This is a genomic window from Pelotomaculum schinkii, assembly GCF_004369205.1.
Lineage (GTDB): Bacteria > Bacillota > Desulfotomaculia > Desulfotomaculales > Pelotomaculaceae > Pelotomaculum_C > Pelotomaculum_C schinkii.
Map to the genome: position 1 here is coordinate 933354 of NZ_QFGA01000001.1, position 18772 is coordinate 952125.

The 18772-nt window shown below is 43.7% G+C and carries 17 protein-coding genes, 3 pseudogenes and 1 riboswitch; of the genes and pseudogenes, 7 read left to right on the top strand and 13 right to left on the bottom strand.

The genetic code is table 11. From position 1 onward, the window contains the following. Position 1 precedes the first annotated feature (1 nt). Together Psch_RS04480 and Psch_RS04485 are read right to left on the bottom strand one after the other, a co-directional pair. Positions 2-880: a ComEC/Rec2 family competence protein gene (locus Psch_RS04480; RefSeq protein ID WP_190239274.1), complete on the bottom strand. Its 879-nt coding sequence runs from the start codon at positions 878-880 to the stop codon at positions 2-4. 109 nt (positions 881-989) lie between these two features. Next, entirely contained in the window at positions 990-1190 is a 201-nt protein-coding gene (locus tag Psch_RS04485; protein WP_190239275.1) for a DUF3006 domain-containing protein, read from the bottom strand. 362 nt (positions 1191-1552) lie between these two features. On the opposite strand from Psch_RS04485, the gene Psch_RS04490 reads away from it, so the two are divergent. Next, complete coding sequence (locus Psch_RS04490) at positions 1553-2026, top strand: GyrI-like domain-containing protein (RefSeq protein WP_190239276.1); 474 nt, start codon at positions 1553-1555, stop codon at positions 2024-2026. 204 nt (positions 2027-2230) lie between these two features. Here Psch_RS04490 and Psch_RS04495 read toward each other — a convergent pair whose 3' ends face one another. The 3 genes from Psch_RS04495 to cysE all read right to left on the bottom strand — a co-directional run bounded on the left by Psch_RS04495 (position 2231) and on the right by cysE (position 4226). Continuing rightward, positions 2231-2632: a cupin domain-containing protein gene (locus Psch_RS04495; RefSeq protein WP_190239277.1), complete on the bottom strand. Its 402-nt coding sequence runs from the start codon at positions 2630-2632 to the stop codon at positions 2231-2233. A gap of 259 nt (positions 2633-2891) precedes the next feature. Beyond that, positions 2892-3272: a DUF2512 family protein gene (locus Psch_RS04500; RefSeq protein WP_190239278.1), complete on the bottom strand. Its 381-nt coding sequence runs from the start codon at positions 3270-3272 to the stop codon at positions 2892-2894. 195 nt (positions 3273-3467) lie between these two features. Next, positions 3468-4226 carry a serine O-acetyltransferase gene (gene cysE / locus Psch_RS04505; protein ID WP_190239279.1) on the bottom strand — a complete coding sequence of 253 codons (759 nt, stop codon included), beginning with the start codon at positions 4224-4226 and terminating at the stop codon, positions 3468-3470. 451 nt (positions 4227-4677) lie between these two features. Here cysE and Psch_RS04510 point away from each other — a divergent pair, with 451 nt between their 5' ends. The 3 genes from Psch_RS04510 to Psch_RS04520 are packed head-to-tail and all read left to right on the top strand — an operon-like array spanning position 4678 to position 6848. Beyond that, on the top strand, positions 4678-5457 hold the full coding sequence (locus Psch_RS04510; RefSeq protein WP_206663721.1) for an ATP-binding cassette domain-containing protein: 780 nt from the start codon (positions 4678-4680) through the stop codon (positions 5455-5457). 28 nt (positions 5458-5485) lie between these two features. Next, positions 5486-6196, top strand: a complete 711-nt coding sequence (locus tag Psch_RS04515) for a GTP-binding protein (RefSeq protein WP_134217758.1) — start codon at positions 5486-5488, stop codon at positions 6194-6196. A gap of 1 nt (position 6197) precedes the next feature. Further along, on the top strand, positions 6198-6848 hold the full coding sequence (locus Psch_RS04520) for a (Fe-S)-binding protein (RefSeq protein WP_134217759.1): 651 nt from the start codon (positions 6198-6200) through the stop codon (positions 6846-6848). A 201-nt stretch (positions 6849-7049) separates the two neighbouring features. Here the strand turns inward: Psch_RS04520 and Psch_RS04525 are convergent. The 6 genes and pseudogenes from Psch_RS04525 to Psch_RS04550 all read right to left on the bottom strand — a co-directional run. Beyond that, positions 7050-7214, bottom strand: a pseudogene (locus Psch_RS04525) (pyridoxal 5'-phosphate synthase lyase subunit PdxS); the annotation flags it as partial. A 47-nt stretch (positions 7215-7261) separates the two neighbouring features. After that, the gene (gene cysK / locus Psch_RS04530) at positions 7262-8191 is read right to left on the bottom strand and encodes a cysteine synthase A (RefSeq protein ID WP_134217760.1); all 930 of its coding nucleotides are present in this window, start codon (positions 8189-8191) and stop codon (positions 7262-7264) included. A gap of 429 nt (positions 8192-8620) precedes the next feature. Then, positions 8621-9907 carry a homocysteine synthase gene (locus tag Psch_RS04535; protein ID WP_134217761.1) on the bottom strand — a complete coding sequence of 429 codons (1287 nt, stop codon included), beginning with the start codon at positions 9905-9907 and terminating at the stop codon, positions 8621-8623. Between the two features lie 165 nt (positions 9908-10072). Next, positions 10073-10990 (bottom strand): homoserine O-acetyltransferase MetA, encoded by a 918-nt coding sequence (gene metA, locus Psch_RS04540; RefSeq protein ID WP_134217762.1) that lies wholly within the window; start codon positions 10988-10990, stop codon positions 10073-10075. A gap of 69 nt (positions 10991-11059) precedes the next feature. Beyond that, positions 11060-11168: riboswitch (SAM riboswitch) on the bottom strand. 194 nt (positions 11169-11362) lie between these two features. Beyond that, positions 11363-11653, bottom strand: a pseudogene (locus Psch_RS04545) (radical SAM protein); the annotation flags it as partial. Positions 11654-11813: 160 nt separating this feature from the next. Continuing rightward, on the bottom strand, positions 11814-12866 hold the full coding sequence (locus Psch_RS04550) for a DUF3231 family protein (protein ID WP_134217764.1): 1053 nt from the start codon (positions 12864-12866) through the stop codon (positions 11814-11816). A gap of 776 nt (positions 12867-13642) precedes the next feature. Here Psch_RS04550 and Psch_RS04555 point away from each other — a divergent pair. From Psch_RS04555 to Psch_RS04565, 3 genes and pseudogenes are all read left to right on the top strand, one after another. Next, complete coding sequence (locus Psch_RS04555) at positions 13643-14107, top strand: four-helix bundle copper-binding protein (RefSeq protein WP_190239281.1); 465 nt, start codon at positions 13643-13645, stop codon at positions 14105-14107. A 681-nt stretch (positions 14108-14788) separates the two neighbouring features. Further along, positions 14789-15796: a biotin synthase BioB gene (gene bioB / locus Psch_RS04560; RefSeq protein WP_190239282.1), complete on the top strand. Its 1008-nt coding sequence runs from the start codon at positions 14789-14791 to the stop codon at positions 15794-15796. Between the two features lie 145 nt (positions 15797-15941). Beyond that, positions 15942-16779 (top strand): annotated as a pseudogene (locus Psch_RS04565) (transposase). Between the two features lie 25 nt (positions 16780-16804). Here Psch_RS04565 and Psch_RS04570 read toward each other — a convergent pair. Further along, a complete protein-coding gene (locus Psch_RS04570; protein ID WP_190239283.1) occupies positions 16805-18175 on the bottom strand; it encodes an FtsW/RodA/SpoVE family cell cycle protein in 1371 nt (456 codons plus the stop codon). Next, positions 18168-18506: a PadR family transcriptional regulator gene (locus tag Psch_RS04575; protein WP_134219221.1), complete on the bottom strand. Its 339-nt coding sequence runs from the start codon at positions 18504-18506 to the stop codon at positions 18168-18170. The genes Psch_RS04570 and Psch_RS04575 overlap by 8 nt, the downstream gene beginning before the upstream one ends. Positions 18507-18772 lie beyond the last annotated feature (266 nt).

Below are 18772 nucleotides of genomic sequence, written 5' to 3' on the forward strand. Positions count from 1 at the left end.
CTTATTTTACCGTCTCAACATTAATATTTTTTCCGTCAGTGGTAAAAACAATTGTCCCTCTCTCGTCAGTACGTAAGATGTCCACGCCGGCTTTTTTCAACTTAGCCAGGGTAGTCGGGTGGGGATGGTGGTAATCGTTATCTGCCCCGAGTGAAATGACGGCGTATTCAGGCTTAACTATACTTAAAAAAGCCGGAGAAGTGGAGGAATTGCTGCCATGATGGCCAACCTTGAGGACATCAGCCCTGACGTCGGCGCCACTGTTGAGCATCTCTTTCTCGGACTCCGATTCAGCATCGCCTTCCAGAAGGAACGATACCTCACGGTAGGTGATCTTGATTACCGCTGAATAATTGTTCAGGTCATTATAGGAAGAGCCAATAGGGGCCAGGACTTTCACCGAAAGCCCCTCTTCCTCCAGGATATTCACGCCGGCTTTGGCCGTAGTTACCTGCAGCCCTTTGCCGGCAATCGCTTCCAGCAGTTCCCGAAAAGTCCTGGTATTGGCCGTAACTTTGGGCAACAGGATTTCGCCAACAGGGAATTCCTGAATAACTGTATCAAGCGAGCCGATATGGTCTTCATGAGGATGGGTGCCAACCAGGTAGTCCAGCCTGGCAATTCCTCGTGCTTCTAAATAGTCAATAATTGCGACGGCGCTGTCATTCTTTCCTGCATCCACCAGCATGTTCCGCCCGTCTGGAAACTGTACGAGTATGCAGTCTCCTTGCCCAACATCTAAAAAATGGACGCGTAAAGCGCCGGGGGAAACCTCCCGCTCCGACAACCCGTTGGACTGTTCGGGGGGTGTGGTTAACCCGCAGCCGGCCAACCCAAAGGCTAAAAACAAAATCAACAACAAGATCGATAATCTTTTCACACTATACCTCTATCTTAAACTGCTACGCAGTTTTGCGCGATTGAAATCGTACCCGTATGGCAAAGTCTTCATACTCTGCTGGCGCCGGACAAGCGGTACGAGGCTATCTTTAATCTTTAAATACCTGGCGCGCCAGCCTTTTGATATCCTCCTTAACAGTGGCTGTAGCCTTGGCGTCGACGCCAATGGAAATTGTAACCACATCCCCCTCCAATGCTTCCGGGGGCAGAAGTTGTCTCGGCAGGTTGAATGTCTGCCGTTCATACTCAATTACAACCCAGTCACCTTCAAAGCGGTCAATTATGTACATAAGGGACCTCCGGTTATTGATTCTTAACATTTTATTTTAATTTTTACTTCGCCAGAGTTATGTCTTTGTCCTTCCTCAAAAAAAGAAGTCCCCGCTTCTTTTGAGCGAGGCATGAAAAAGTGGCATACACAATAAATGTACCCGGTTCTAGACCTTTTTATACAATAACACCATCTCGCTGCCCACCGCCTTATGAACAAAAAGTCCCGGCGTCAGCCGGGTCCATTAATACAGATTCCTTAAAAAATTTTGCTATTTATATTGACATCACCCCAAGGGCAACTTATAAACTAAAGATGTGCCCTGAAGCAGCAGTTATTAAACGCTTGCCTGGCAGCAAAAAAACATTGGAGGTAATGAATTTGACTGAAGAAAAACGTTATGATATACGTGCAAAAGATTTAGATGAAATCCCTGTGCGAACTATGCGCGGGAAGGTTACAGAATATCCCAACGACCTCGCCACTTTGATGACGGCCAGTTTAGAAGAAATTATTTCTATGGGCGGTAATTGTTCAGGACCTCCGATCGTACTCTATGATAAGGAAGTAGATTTCAATTCCATGGAGACAGAGCTGGAAGTTGCCTGGCCGGTAACAGACAAAGCCCTGGCCAATAAGGTCTTGCCGCCTGTCCATGCGGCGTCGGTAATAGAACATCTGGACCCGGATAATAGCCTGGAAGGCGCTTACGGGGCCTTGTACGCCTGGATCAAAAAAAATGGTTACCATCCGGCTTACCCTATTCGTGAAATATATGATACTGATCCGCAGGCAACATCACCCGAACAACTTTTGATTGAGATCATCCTGCCACTTAAAAAAGAACACGATTAAAAAATATGGGAGTCCAGGTATGCTCAAAATACCAGGACTCCCTTTTTTTGCAACACTCATATGGACGCAATTTAATCGTACTTGCTCTACACAGTTTTGAGGGTTTATTAAGCAATATTTTGGGGTCTTGTGCGAATGAATTCGCACCCAAATTATGGAATATTTTTGTATTAATTTGCAATTATAATTGAATGTTTTAGAAGATTAAATCAGCGCCGGGATAAATTTAGCCAGGATGTACACATCCCCTCTATTGGCGACAATCTTATGTTCAACGCTGTCAGGCACTACAACGGTGACACCCGGCTCATAGACTATTTTCCGGCCTGCCATGTACCCCAAACCGGTTCCGCCCACTACCTCATGCAGTTCCCATCTTCCTTCATGGATATGGTCCCCGATTTCAAAACCGTCTTCTATTTTCACAAGGTGGCAGCTGAATTTACCACCGTTGGTATCCCCTTTGACCATGTTCTTCTGAAAAACCCCTTTGAATTTGGCGTGTGGATACCACTCCAGGTCTTCAACAACTAAATCCTCCTGGCCGAGATAACCTATCTTTCCGGCCAGTATCCGTTCGACAAAATGGTAGTCTCCGCTCATCATTTAAAACCTCCCCTTGCTTATTAATAGAATCCGTTTCCTGCTTAACCTCTTATCCTACCTATTATCAGCAGAAAACCGGGCTTATCGCTATAGTACCATATAATTCACACAATATCAGCCTGTCTTATCCATCTGTTGCAAAATTTTGATAATGTTAAAGGGTAAGCGCTGCCGTTATCGCATAATGATGAAAAACACCCCCTGCATAATGACGACAGAAGGTGTTTTTGTGAACTTTAGGCCTTTTGCAGATTTTCCCTTAAACGGGTGGCTCATTGCCCACCGTTTTCATAGGAATAACCAGGTACTTATGGAAATACCATTCTCCGAATGCAATCAGGGCAAGTGTGATAATCCAGCCTGCCGCCGTTATCGTCATCGTGTAGTGCAGTATTTGATCGGCTATCCCTATTACCAGGGCTGCCATAACCACATCTGCAATAGTTGTATAAACATTCCCGTAGCGATGCAGTATCCACAAATCACCTGCTAAGTAGGCCACTATCGTCAGGACCAGAGCTATAACAAAAGCCTGGATGGCGGTTATTTGGCTGAATAGAGGCAATAACACGATGCTTATGATAGCAATCATAACAAATTTTATTAACAGTGCTGTAACATGTCTACTAAATATCATCATTTCACCTCCTTTTTTTTAGTATGAATCATTTTTTGTTTTTTATACATAAAAAACCCCATCATTGGGGTCCATAACCAACATGTATTCTGGTTTGTTAACTCGACTATTCTTTTATAATGAGTATAAAGTTATTATCAGCACATAGCAACTATTCTGCTTTGGCGGATCATTTCCGCCCGGCAATATTTAGCTTTATTATGCCGAACGCCCGCTGCCGGCCAAACGTTCTTCGCCGTGGTCTGCCGGATTATCCTCAATCTGTCTGAAGCGCTGCGCAGAGAGCTGGATATTCTGGCGCTCCAGTTCCAGGACACGTTTCTCCAACTTTTCAATATTTAATTGCAGACAAGAGAGCACGTCTGCTACCGGGTCGGGGAGCAGGTCGTGACGCAGGTCAATTTCTTTTTCCCCGCTTCTTTTTTCATCTAATACCTTTTTCCCATTTTGAACTACCACCCTACCAGGTACCCCCACAACTGTACTGTCCGGTGGAATGGCTTTTAGAACAACCGATCCGGCGCCAATTTTAACGTTATCACCAACGGTAAAGGAACCTAAAACTTTGGCGCCCGAACTTACTACAACGTTATCGCCTATGGTTGGATGCCTCTTGCCCTTTTCTTTACCCGTGCCCCCCAGAGTGACACCCTGGTATAGGGTAACGTTATTGCCGATTTCAGCGGTTTCGCCAATAACCACGCCCGAACCGTGGTCAATGAAAAGGCCCTCCCCTATTTTCGCTCCAGGGTGGATTTCTATCCCGGTCAAAAAGCGCCCAAACTGGGAAATCAACCTGGCCGTAACAAACCAGCGCCTCTGATAAAAGGCGTGCGCTACCCTGTATATCAACAGGGCGTGCAAACCAGGGTAGCAAAGAATTACTTCCAGTGTTGATTTTGCGGCAGGATCCCGTTCCATTACTGCACTTATGTCCTTTCTAAGCCGGCTAAACATAGCTGTCATCCTCCCAAGTGAGATAGTTGAAAATAATCACACTATTTAGATTGATTTAATAATAATTATTCCGGCAGTCGATCCTTATCTTGAGTGGTAGGTCGGCCTGCGACGGAAATATATGGTTAGTTTAGTAACCTAATTGAAAAAGTATACTTTAATCATATTAAAGTACTAGGTTTTTGTCAACTACAATAATGCTCGCCACAATAAAAAAGTCACCGTGGTTAGCACTCACAGGAGTGCAGAAAAGAAGGTACCAATTATGTTAATATCTACTACCTTAATTGACAAAAACAAGCAATAGGCCGCAATAATTACGTTTTATAACATCTATTTCAAATGATACCGCTGGATGTATATATTACCACCAAATATTGTGGGCATTACAGAACACAAATGTATAAAAAATACATATTTTACAGAGACGAAGATGAAAGGAGCGAGACAGTTGATAAACGAAATAACAATTCTTCCCGGTTTGGATAAAAGAGGGTTAAGAGAAAAATTTGATCAAATTACGCTTGCTGCCGGAGAAACCATATCGATCGTCGGCCCTACCGGCAGCGGTAAAACTGCTTTTATAACCGACATCGAGCTTCTTGCCCAGGGGGATACCTCTACCAAGCGCCGCTTGCTGGTCAACGGCCAGGTTCCCGGTGATGATGTCAGAAGCAATCCCTCTCTTAAGCCAATCGCCATGATTACGCAAAATACCAAATGTTTTGCAGACGTCTCAACTGAAGAGTTTTTGGGGATCCATGCCCGTGCCCGTGGAATTCATGATCATATGGTTGTCTATGAAACCATAGACCTGGCCAACAAGTTTACAGGAGAAAAAATCGAAAAAGATAGCAGAGTTACCGTCCTGTCCGGCGGACAAACCAGATCCCTTTTGGTGGCCGACGCCATGTTAATTGGCGCTGCTCCTGTAATCCTGCTGGATGAAATCGAGAACGCCGGGATTTTCAAGCGTGAGGTCGTCAGAATGATTCAGGATACCGGGAAAATAGTTGTTTTCGTGACCCACGACCCGGTCATTGCCCTGTTAACCCAAAAGCGCATCATCATGGAGAACGGGGCGGTCAAAAGAATCATCCACCGCAGCGACCTGGAGGTTAAAGCTGCGCACAACCTGCTCGAACTTGATGATAGGGTAGATATCATCAGAGAGAAATTAAGAGCAGGAAAAATGATTACCAAAGAACTTATTGCAGTAAATTTCGCGTAATACTTAAGATTAGTGGAGGTGCCTTTTTTTGAAACTTCTGGTTATCGCCGGGCCCCCCTCAGCCGGTAAAACTGCGCTGGTGAAACAGATTGTCAGGCGACTGCAGGGTGAAATGCGTATTGCTTTTTTAAAAATTGACGTGGTAAAAGCCTTTGAGGATATCGAATTGCGAAAAGAATTCAATATCATAACCAGGAAATGGTATTCCGGCGACCTGTGTCCCGACCATGCCGGTGTTATGATTATGGCTGACGCTATCGAGTGGGCGGCCTCTAACTACTCGGACCTGTTAATTATAGAAAGCGCAGGTCTATGCCTCCGCTGTTCGCCCTACCTGAACCAGGGTCTGGGCGTGGTCGTGCTCAGCTCAATTTCCGGCATCCACACCCCGGAAAAAATGGGCGCCATGGTAAGCCTCGCGGACATAGCCATCGTTACCAAAATTGACCTGATCAGCCAGGCCGAACGGGAAGTGATGACCCAGAAAATCAAGGAGGTCCACCCCGGGGTCATTCTAATGGAAACAAACGCCCTGCAGGGTACTTCCCTGCACCACCTGTATGCTTTGATTAAAGATTCACCGGATATTGAGGAGGAAAACCTGCTCCTCAAGGGTAACCCGCCTCTTGGAACCTGTACCATCTGTATTGGCAAAAAAGAAATTGGCTGGAAGCATCACTTTGGCATCATCCAGAAACTGGATGGTCAAACTGCCGAATACCTGTACCGAGGTGAATGATATGCCGCCACTGGAGTCTTGGCTTCCGCCGGGGAAAAACTGCGGGCTATGTGGTGAAAGCAGCTGTAAAAGCTTTCTGCGCATGATCAATACAGGACAGAAAAATTATAACGACTGCCCTTTTTACAGTGACAGGCAAACGTGCCGGCAGTCTGAACATTCAAGTGAAGCAATTTATACGGGTAAAGATATTTTGGGCCATCCTTACGATTTTGTACTGGGCCCTCTGCCGGGTGAAATCTCAGCCCGTAAAATTGTCCTGCCTTTCCGTTCAGATTTGGTAGAAAAAATGAATATCCAAAAAGGTGACCTGGTCCTCGGCCGCCCGATGGGGGCCGGTTGCCCGATACCGCATGTACTGAAGGTCATCAAGGCGGAAAAAGTCACCGGGCTTTTATATACTTGGGTGGTCGGTCCCAAGTACTCCAGGGAACAAGAAGTCAAGGACGTTAACGCTTATCATATGATTGGGTTTGAGGGAATTGCCAACAGAGTAACCAGGGAACCCGCCTTTGGTTGCCGGGTCACTTTTCTACCGGGCTTTTGTATGATGGCTTTAAACCATACCGGACTTATTAACATGATTTTACAAAAGAGCTGCGGCATGCATGTGCGTATCGAAGATATCCGCATTCTGGCCGGTATGGATTAGTGAAGCACAACTACAGATGATAAGAAGCCATTCCTTTGTGAACAGCTTCTTATCATCTTCAAACCTGGAAAACAACACTTTCAAAGACCATGCATGGCCTCGCCCAGGTCGCGGGAAACTTCGGGCAAAACATGTGGGTCGTTGTAATGGGTGGTGGCTGCGACAATGGCCTTGGCCCTGGCCGGTGCCATGCGGGCACACCGCCGCCCGGATATCGGCCGGAACCCTCTCCAGCGCCATTACGGCGCAGGCTCCGGCCTCCTCGGCAATTTTGGCCTGTTCGGGTGAGGTGACATCCATGAGCACACCATTTTTGAACATTTCGGCCAAGCCTTTTTTCAAGGTCAAGGTCCCGTTTTCTACCAACTATAACCCTCCCGTTCGTATCCCCCCAACTTATGCTTAACCGGTTATTACGGCTCCTGGAAGAGTGGTGTGCTCAAATAACGTTCACCTGTGTCAGGTAATATTGCTACAATAAGTTTGCCTTTATTCTCGGGTCTTTTCGCAAGCTGGATGGCGGCAAAAGCAGAGGCACCCGAAGAAATCCCCACTAAAAGTCCTTCTTCCCTGGCTAAACGACGGCCAATTTCAAAAGCCTCTTCATTTTTGACTTTAAATATCTCATCGACAAGCTTTAAATCCAATACATCCGGTACAAAGCCGGCGCCAATTCCCTGTATCTTATGCGGTCCCGGATTTCCCCCGGAAAGCACCGGCGAGTCAAATGGTTCCACTGCTACCACCTTGAAGTCTGGTTTACGGGACTTAATAACTTCTCCCACACCAGTGATGGTCCCGCCGGTACCTACCCCGCCGACCACAATATCCACCTTGCCGTCTGTGTCGTTCCAGATCTCTTCGGCAGTCGTGGCGCGGTGAATGGCCGGGTTGGACGGGTTTTTAAACTGCTGGGGAATAAAGGAATTGGGGATTTGGGCGGCAAGTTCCTCGGCCTTGCGGATAGCGCCTTTCATGCCGTCTGACCCGGGGGTCAGGACCAGTTCAGCGCCGTAGGCTTTTAAGAGGCTGCGTCTTTCTATACTCATTGTGTCCGGCATGGTCAGGATTAAGCGGTATCCCCTGGCCGCGGCTACAAAAGCAAGGGCTATCCCCGTATTACCGCTGGTAGGTTCAATAATAACACTATCCTTGTTGAGCAAGCCTTTGTCTTCCGCGTCTTTAATCATGCTGTAGCCGATACGGTCCTTGACGCTGCCGGCGGGGTTAAGGCCTTCCACTTTAACAACTACTTCTGCTTCCAACCCGGCCGCAACTCGCTGCAACCTGAGTAATGGGGTCCTGCCGATTAACTCCGTAAGGTTATTTGCAATTTTAGCCATGTTTCATCTGCCTCCTGTGTTTTTTACTTATTTAATTTGTTAAATTTAATTTGTTAAAATTTTTGCTCCTGAAAGTTCTTTTCCTTCGTTTAGCGCTGGTGCAAATTGGTGTACACACCGGTCGGCGCAAACGATCAGAACTGTCATGTCTGCCATTCCTCTTACGATTTGAATCCTAAAAATATAGCAACATCCAAAACATAGTATTATTATATGAATACTAATTTTATATCACATACAATAACTTCAGTCAATAGCTGTATAAGAGAATTTTTGTGGCGAATACTTTCCTGTACCTCTTGATATCCGGTCATTCCACGAGCAACATGTTTATTCAACCAGTTGCTTATAAAAAAGGCCGTATCTCATAATTAATGAGACACAGCCCTTGATTAACCAGTTAGCAGTTTTATCCTTTATTATTGAAATTTATACTTTAGCAAGCGCTTGCTCCAAATCATCGATTAAATCATTGACGCCTTCGATCCCGATTGAAAGTCTTACCAAATCCGGGGTAATACCAGCAGCTTTTTGCTCTTCCTCATCCAGTTCCGCGTGAGTTGTACTTGCCGGGTGAATGACAAGTGACTTGGCGTCCCCAACATTGGCCAACAGAGAGAACAGTTTTAAACTATTAATAAAGTTCTTTCCCGCTGCCACTCCACCTTTTATCCCAAAGGTAAATATTGAACCTGCGCCTTTTGGCAGGTATTTTTTTGCCAGGGGATAATACTGGCTTCCTTCTAGTTCAGGGTAATTAATCCAGGAAACTTTGGGATGCCGGCTTAAATATTCTACAATTTTTCTGGTGTTGGCAACATGTCTTTCAATTCGTAGAGATAAAGATTCCAGCCCTTGCAGGAATAAGAATGCACTGAATGGACTAATTGCCGCGCCTGTATTTCTTAAAAGCTGCACTCTTGCTTTTAAAATGTACGCCCGTGCCCCTAAGTCCTGTGCATATCTAATACCACCATAACTCTTGTCCGGCGTGGTGAAATCGGGGAATCTACCGCTTCCCGCCCAGTCGAATTTGCCACCGTCAACTATGACTCCTCCAATGGTAGTGCCATGCCCGCCAATGAATTTAGTAGCGGAATGAACGACTACATCCGCACCGTATTCTATAGGTCTGAGGAGGTATGGGGTTGTAAAAGTACTGTCAACAATAAGCGGCAATTTGTTCTCGTGAGCTATTTTGGCAACAGCTTCAATATCCAAAACATTTATTCTGGGGTTTCCGATAGTTTCACCATAAAGTGCCTTTGTCTTATCAGTGATAGCTTTTCTGAAGTTTTCCGGATCATCAGGATCAACAAAGATTACATTAATTCCCAATTTTCTCAAGGTAACTGAAAACTGCTCATAGGTTCCGCCATATAAGGTACTTGCAGCAACTATTTCGTCACCTGCACTGGCAACATTAAGAATAGCATATAAGATTGCCGCCGACCCTGATGATGCTGCCAGTGCGCCAACGCCGCCTTCCAATGCTGCAATTCTTTTTTCAAAAACATCCTGAGTCGGATTCATAATTCTGGTATAGATATTTCCCGGCTTTCTTAAATTGAACAGATCTGCAGCGTGATCTGCATCTTCAAAGACATACGATGTTGTTTGATAAATTGGGACTGCTCTTGCTCTTGTTGCCGAATCCGGCTCTTCCTGCCCTGCATGCACTTGTAGTGTTTCAAAACTTAGTTTCTTATTGCTCACTTTTATCTCTCCTCGTTAATAATATCTTTAAGACATACTATCATAAACCATAATTATTAAGTATTTTCCTCAAATTAGAGACATACGTCTTAACCTCAGTATAATATGATAACAACACTCTCCCTTCACCCGCATAGCCATATGATTTATTCTCAAAAACCTCCTTTATCCAATTTCGTTTATGTTATAAGGTGTTTCCTGATATACGTAATAATTGAGCCAGTTTGAAAACAGCAGGTTGGCATGACCCCTCCACTTTACGACAGGTGTCTTTTCCGGATCATCATCCGGAAAATAATTTTTGGGAATATTAATTGGAAGCCCTTTTGCCACATCCCGGTCATACTCTGATTTCAATGATAGTGGGTCGTATTCCGAATGTCCCATAACAAAAATTTGGCGGCCACCTTTAGATGACACTATATAAACACCAGACTCTCTTGATTCAGACAGTATTTCCAGCTCTTTTACTTTCTCAATGTCATCTCTTCTCACTTCTGTGTGTCTTGAGTGGGGTGCAAAGAAAATATCATCAAATCCCCTGAGCAGCCTGATATTCTTTTTGTTTACTACATGGGGAAAAACACCAAACATCTTTGCCGGAAGTTGATACTTGGGAACACCAAAATGGTGGTATAACCCGGCCTGCGCTCCCCAGCATATGTGAAATGTTGAGTATACATGGTGCAGGCTCCATTCCATAATCTTGACCAACTCCGGCCAGTAATCAACCCCCTCATAATCCATCTGTTCAACGGGGGCGCCGGTTATGATCATACCGTCGAATTTCTTTTCTTTGATCTCTTCAAATTTTTCATAGAACTTAAGTAAATGTTCCCTAGGGGTATTCTTTGAAGAATGAGTTTCCGGGTGCAGTAGAGTTACATCCACCTGCAAAGGTGAATTACTCAAATGTCTTAGTATCTGTGTTTCAGTTGTGATTTTGTTGGGCATCAGGTTTAACAAAACAATACTGAGCGGTCTTATATCCTGGTGGACTGCACGCTCTTCATTCATAACGAAAATGTTTTCATTATTTAAAATCTCTGATGATGGAAGATCATCAGGAATATTAATAGGCACCTAACACACCCCTTTCAAAATTAAAAATCCTCTTTCCTAATGAAAGAGGATAAATTTGGCATAATCTCTCTCTCATCTCTCAATGTTTCCATTGCAGGAATTGGCACCGCTGTATTTTTAACAAAATACCGGTTGCCGGGCTTCATCGGGCCAGTCCCTCCACCTCTCTGGATAAGAGTCCTAATATTAAATTATCGATTGAATTCCTACTAATGATATTTCATTAGTGTTATTAATTGAGATTTATTTTATTGCTTTTATCAAGGTTTGTCAATAACTTTTTTAGGAGGTGTGTGTTCATTCTGTGATAATGTCACCCTGAAATATTTCTGAGAAAATGTCACCCTGTAAGTGGTCTGAGGTTTTTTGGAGGAGTGACTGGTCAGTAGCGAGAGGGTCCCCGGGACCAGCTATGGCCAACTACCGTTATCTCGGGCAGAGTTCCAGAGCCTGGCTTACCTTATCCAGGGACTCCTCCGGCGTGAGAACCGCACGGCATACCACGGGCCTTTTTTCCCACTTATTGAAACCGTGCTTGCAGAAGCGGCACTGGATGTTGCAGGACAGGCTGACCGGCAGGTGAATCCTTCCGTATTTATGGTGGGCTTCTCCGTTGAAGCAAGGATGCTTTTTAATCAGGTGATTGTGGACTGATAACTCCACCTTATGCGAAGCTTTGCATAACCCGCCCTGAGGTGTGCCGAAATCAGTAGATGGAATTTGCCTTCTTCCATGTATCCGGCTTTGAGCCATGCCCATTATCATGTCTAGTACTGTTCCATCTGCAATGTGTATTTTGTAAGCAGGTTATTAAAGTAGTAACTCAGTGTATTTTATTTATAAGCTTCTTCCTATCAACAAGACGTGGCGGCTCCTCAAACCAGCTGTTGTCTATCATAATATTTGTTCCGTCCTCTGCAAAGTCTCCGGCTTCAGTCATGATAAGAAGATACTTCGCCTTGAGGTCATGTCTAAAGTTCAAGGTCATAAGATAAGCATATTCCATTGCACCGCAGGTACTTATCAATCCGATGTGAAACATCATCAATTTATCCGAAACGGGAGGTTCAATTGAGTCTGTCACCATAGCGTCCCAAAACATGGGGACAGGAATATCTTCTTCTCTTAAATGAGCGCTAAATATGCCCATTATTTTATCTGAAAGTTTTATACCTCTTTCAATGTAATTCCTAACCTGCTTCGACTTGGCTACCTGCCTGAACCCGGTCATAAGATTCTTCCCCACGGAGTTTAAGAAAACTATGTGAAAAGACGTAGCAATCTCTTGAGCGAGAGAAGGTCTCTTCATGCCGAGGAACCCGGTTAAGAAGTTTTGTTTTTTAACAAAATCAGTTACTTTAGAAATAGTAACATTAGGATACCTGATATAAAGGCCCTTAGAAAGCAGGGTGTTAGTAACCTTGTCAAAATACTCCATAGACGAGACGATACTCTTATTGAAGACCTCCCTTACATCAGAACGGGTTAATAGCCCCCATGTAAGGGTATTTCTGGGCATAATAAATCTTTCAAGACAAAATAAATAGTAAATACAGAAGATATCGGAATAGAGACGAGGCGCCCCTAGGTTAATATCTTCTGCAGTAAAACCTACCGGTTGTGGTAAGTTATCCTGTTCCATGATATTTCTAATGTCTTTTGCCCTCTGCTCATATAACTGGACGGCTTCTTCAACTAAAGGTTTAATATCACTATCCTCAACGTGCCGGGAAAGGTGTTTTACGAAGACGGAAACCATATCGACATTCAGATATGTGTTCCAAAGGTTACCGATTTCCGATGAATTTAATCCAGGGTAACAACAAAAAGGTTCTTCATTAATAATGTTACTACTACCTATTAAAGGTGTTTCCATTTAATGGGCCATCCTCCCACCGTGATGTAAGTCAATAGCTATATTTTTTTCTTTACTTATTTTGCCGTTGTCTGTAGCTATTATGCGTTATTTGTATTTGGACCCGCAAACCCAGATGACCTAGGAGGCTTCCGGTAGCAGCCGAGATTTAACCAACAGGGATAGTACAGCTTCTTTCACTGTGATGTGTTGCAGGTAGAGCCTTGCTCGAGGCGAGGAACTATGTTTCGTAGCGATTTTCAAAAAAACAGGTAATCATGAACCAAACTTAGCCCGCCTATCTGGTTTCCGTTAAATACTACGTCGAACTTTAACTAGTAAGGCCCCCTTTAATACAAAATATCCCTATTTCTCCCCCCCTTCCGATATGGCTGAATTCATTATAAGAAAAACTTTTTACGAAACCATCTCAAAGATGTTACATTTCTATCACATTTCAGGCCTATTACTTAAAGTCAAAAAATTGGGACGGGAGTTTAATCTCCCCGCCCCTGGCTTGTTGATATTATTCTTATATTTGGTCTCCTTCTGCCGTCACACCCCCACCGCAATGGTTGATAAAGAGCCATCTTTCGTGCTATTCATCCATACAGTTCATCGGGCCAAGACCGTTCTTGCTGTGAAACTTATGCATCAAAAATTTGTTCCAGATATTAGCAATTAAGCCATAGTCTGCATAACATAATAGAAACCTGACGGTGAGGGGGTATTACATGGATATCCATTGAAGATTGTCGGCTTGCATAATAGTTTCATTTATAGAAAGGAGAATTGTTATGTCTGAAAACCTCTCTAGTTATGCCTACTACCCCATCGCTTCCCATGAAGGTGTATTGAAAACCGTCCAGAACTGCGAAGCTGTCTGCGAAAATACCTTCACCGCCGTCCTCTGTATGCATGACTGCCGCATGAGGGTAATGCAGCTCCAACTTTTACGCGACTGCGCGGACATCTGCACCCTTACCGCAAAGTACATCGCCCGCTGCAGCATGTATGCCAGACCCCTGGCCGGCTTATGCGCGCAAATTTGTCAAGATTGTGGAACCCACTGCTTACAGCATCCCGATCAGCAATCGCAGTTTTGTGGTCAGGTTTGTCTGAAATGCGCTCAAGAATGTGCCGCTTTTGCCGGAATGGCAATGCCTTGTCCCGGTGGTGTCCAAACCGGTCCCTGCATGCCTGGTATGCCTGGTATGCCGGGCATGTTTTCCCAAGCGGAAAAGAAAGAAGAGAAGGAATAGGGTTGCAACATAAACACACTTACCTTTGTCTAACAAAACTGTACCCTGAACCGTTCAGGACACTTGCGCCCTCAAGATAACTTATATGGCCGGGCTCACAAAATATAGGGGTGTTGGACCTCCCCCACCCCTATATTTTTGATATGATTGAACATAATGCTAAATAGTGTTAGGAGGAATCCATTGGCATTAATTCAACCCAAGCCGGCATATACGAAAATCATGCTTGCTCCTAATGGAATTGTGTGATATATTTATTTGAAAATCAAAGTATATGAAAAACAAGATGTTTGGTTCTCTAATGATTCATTTGCAAAGTCCTTATATAATGCATTACCTCATACTAATTAAATATGATATCGTTCAGAATTCATTCATATATACAGGAAGAGACAAGCTTCAATTCACCAAGCTTGCCTGATATTCTTAACCCCCATGCTAAATCACCTCCAGCTCTTTTTGCAGGAGCTCCCAACCAACTCTATCAAGGGTATTTCTAAAACGTTCACCCGGTTTTCCAAAATTATAAAAATTGAAAAATAGTGTTTACTTTTTATTATTAAAGAAGGTACAATATTGTAAACCTGGCTTAGGTTCTTGGTTGACACAATGGACATGCAAATTTTTTTATTATTAATGTCAACCTAATCTTTTAGGTTAGTTGACAAGGAGGGACGGTCTGTGGATTTTGAAAGTTACAATTTAATATTCTCGTTGGGAAGGAAGGTCTTGGACGGAGGAGATATATCCTGCGACGAAGCCTTGGCACTCACCGAACTTGAAGACTGCGACGCTCCAATACTTTTAGGGATTGCAAATAAGATCCGGTATTACTTTACGGGCAATCAGATTGACACGTGTGAAATCATCAACGCACGCTCAGGCGGCTGCACTGAAAATTGCAAATTTTGCGCTCAGTCGGACCACTATATCACGGAAGCTCCCTGCTACTCCCTATTAAGCGAGGATCAAATACTTGAAGCTGCCAACAAAGCTGAAGCCGACGGCGCTTTTCGATTCTGCATCGTTACTTCGGGCCTGGGTATGAACGGCGATTCGGACTTTGAGCAAATAATCAGAGCAATCAGGCTTGTTGGTCAAAAAACTTCACTTAACCAATGTTGTTCTCTGGGTACATTAAGGGATGAACATGTTGAAGCCTTAAAGGATGCCGGAATCACACGTTACCATCATAACTTGGAAACAAGTCAAAATTTTTTCAAGGAGATATGTACCACACATACTTACGGGGAGAGGATTTCTACAATAAAGAAGGTGAAAGCTGCAGGACTTCAAGTTTGTTCAGGCGGCATTATAGGGATGGGTGAATCCTGGCAAGAACGTATTGAAATGGCTTTCCTGCTCAAAGAACTTGATGTGGATTCAATTCCCATTAATATTCTCAATCCGGTGAAAGGGACAGCCCTTGAAAACCAGGACAGGTTAAAACCTATGGATATACTCAAAACCTTTGCGGTTTACCGCTTAATTCTTCCTGATAAAATAATTCGCTTTGCTGGGGGACGTGAACAGAATCTAGGCGAACTAATGCCTCTCGGCCTGCTGTCCGGTATCAACGGTATGCTTATTGGAAATTACCTCACAACTAGTGGACGAGGCGCCGCTAAGGATATAGAAACGCTGGCAGGCCTTGGTTTTAATCCTTGTACTCCCATAGAAAAATTATGAAAATTAACCTAGTATATTATCAACATTAAAACTATAATATAAATTGTTTTCATGGTATACTCTCCATAGAGGGGAGTGATATGCCTTGCCGAAAGTGAGATACCATGTCCGTCTTCCTGAGAGTGAACGGAAAACCCTGCTCAAGATGGTTTCCAAGGGTTCCGCCTCAGCAAAATCCATCATGCACGCCAATGTGCTGTTGGGTGCTGATGAGAACAGTGAGGGCGGTAGAAAGAGCGAAGCCGAGATAGCACAACTCTTTCATGTTCACCCCCAGACTGTTCACACCATTCGGCAAATGTATTCTGAAAAAGGGCTACAGGCTGCGCTCGGCAGAAAGAAGCGGGAGACACCGCCCGTTGCACCCAAGATTACCGGCGAGATAGAGGCCAAGATCATTGCGCTCAGTTGCAGCTCTCCGCCACCGGGACGATCCAGATGGTCATTAAGGCTGCTGGCAGACAAGGCGGTTGAACTACAGTACATTGACAGTATCTCCTATGAGGCCGTGGGACGGCTTTTAAAAAAACGAACTAAAACCTCATCTTCGTAAGTGTTGGTGCATTCCGCCTGAACAGAACGCCGCCTTCGTCTCCTGTATGGAAGACATTCTGGACCTGTACCAGAAGCAATATTGTAGACTATATCCGGTCATCTGCTTAGTGATGGATAACCTGAACACTCATACCCTGGCATCGCTCTACGAAGCATTTACGCCGGATGTGGCCAGAAGGCTGGCCAAACGTTTGGAAATCCACTATACACCGAAGCACGGAAGTTGGCTCAACATAGCCGAAATCGAACTGAGCGTAATGACCAAACAGTGCCTGGAATGCCGGATTTCTTCAATCGATTCCCTCCGCCTTGAACTGGCGGAATGGGAAACTACAAGAAACAGAAACCAAAAAGCTGTTGACTGGCAGTTCACGACCGATGATGCAAGAATCAAGCTAAAGCGGCTTTATCCACAGTTTAAGAGTTGACACTATACTAGATTCCCTGTTAAGACTACTTAAAGCTGATGATCAACTTTCCATCTTCAAATTTTATAAATCTTCTGGAATTACTTACAGGAATCTTCGTGGTTGAACCTACCAAATCATTCCTACGCCAAACGGATAAAATGATTCCCACAAATGCCATGTTTACGACATATCCTGTACCGCCGTATGATACGAATGGCATGTTCATACCAAGTATAGGGGAGAGGTTGAAGTTCGATAAAATGTTAATTATAAACTGCACCGACAAAGCTGTAGATGCTGCCAGTGAAAGATAAAAACCATAATCGTTTTTGATTTTTTTGGTTGTCATAAACATTCTGATTATAAATAAGGATATTATAAGCACAAGTGCAATTCCAACCATCCAGCCAAGAGTCGCTATCACATTTACAAGTACATAGCCCGTAGTAACTTCCGGCATTCCCAACCCTAAACCATAACCGCTGACCGTTGCCGGTGTTTTGCCAAACCAATTCGAAACCGCAAGCCACTTGTCTACTCTATCGTATATAAAGCCACTACTTGATAAAAAAGCTGTTATGCGATCAAATTTATACGGATTTAATAAAATATCATTAACTGCAAGAAAAATGGCTATAGCACCCAGACCGCTCAAATATAACAACTGTTTTTTTCTATTGCCAGCAAAATAATTTTTTATAACTGCCGCTATAATCAATACTGTATACCCTATCAGTAAAATAACTGTTTGTGAAAGGTGTGGCAACATCATAATGGGAATAACAGAGACAAACGCAAGCACAAGCAACTCCACAATTGCTAAGCCCCCTTTACCGCGTCTTTTTTCCATAAATCCTGAAAAAGCAATCAAAAACAGTATTGTTAGGTAATCCGACGATATCAAAACGCCACCGAGCACTAAAAACTTCCTTCCGTTGACTTCTGCACCACCAAGCAGTGTAAAAATTAACAATGCAAATGCAATAAGGTACATTGGCAACGCCAGTTTTTTAAGTCTTGTATAGTCAAAAAAGTAAAATCCGATCATAACCCCTATTCCAATTAGTGCAAATAATAAATATTTTTCAAAGCTCACGGTTTGGGCCGTTTCAAATTTACTGCTTGCAAACATGATAATACCGCCAATGACTACAATCATGGAACCCAACCCAATCAATGACCATTCGGTTTTTGGCTTATGCTGCTTATTAAGCCTGGTACCTATTTCTTCACAGTCCCCCATCGCAGTTATTGCCATATCAAGCGCCTTTTCATCGTCCTGTCCCTGCCTCAGATATTCAGCCTTTAAATCCTCAATATGATGCGTAAGCTCGTCACGAATATCCTTATGTACCGCTTTGCAGTGTATATACATACACACATTATCCAAAAAAGCGGTTATCCTTTTATTCATAGCAAACATCTCCGATAACAGAATTAACCGCATTGATATAAGTTTGCCACTCGGCTTTTTTGTACATTAATAATTTTCTGCCTTCTTTGGTGATTTTATAATACTTTCTGCGTTTACCGTTGTCAGCGTCAAACCAAAAAGACTCAATGGCTTTTTCGTTTTCAAGCCGATGGAGCATGGGATATAATGTACCCTCTTTTAACTCAAAAACATTTTTTGATGCCTTTTTGAGTTCTTGCGTGATTTTGTAACCGTACATATCCTCCTTGTCAAGCAGGGAAAGGATAAGAATTGACGTACTGCCCTTCATAAGTTCCTTATCAATTTTCATGCATAACACCCCAATACATATAGCTTCTATATACAACTAGTATCTATGTATACAGAATAACATTATGAAACTATATTTGTCAATAGGTCCTTCCTAATTTTGTGTTTGTTCTGTGATAATGTCACCCTGAAATATTTCTGAGAAAATGTCACCTCTAGGGGTACAATGGAAGGATGATATTATTAATGACACAGGACGAACGAAACAAGCTTTATGTTGCCAGGTGCTTACTAGACGGGAAAATGCCACCAGTGAAGCAGCAGAGA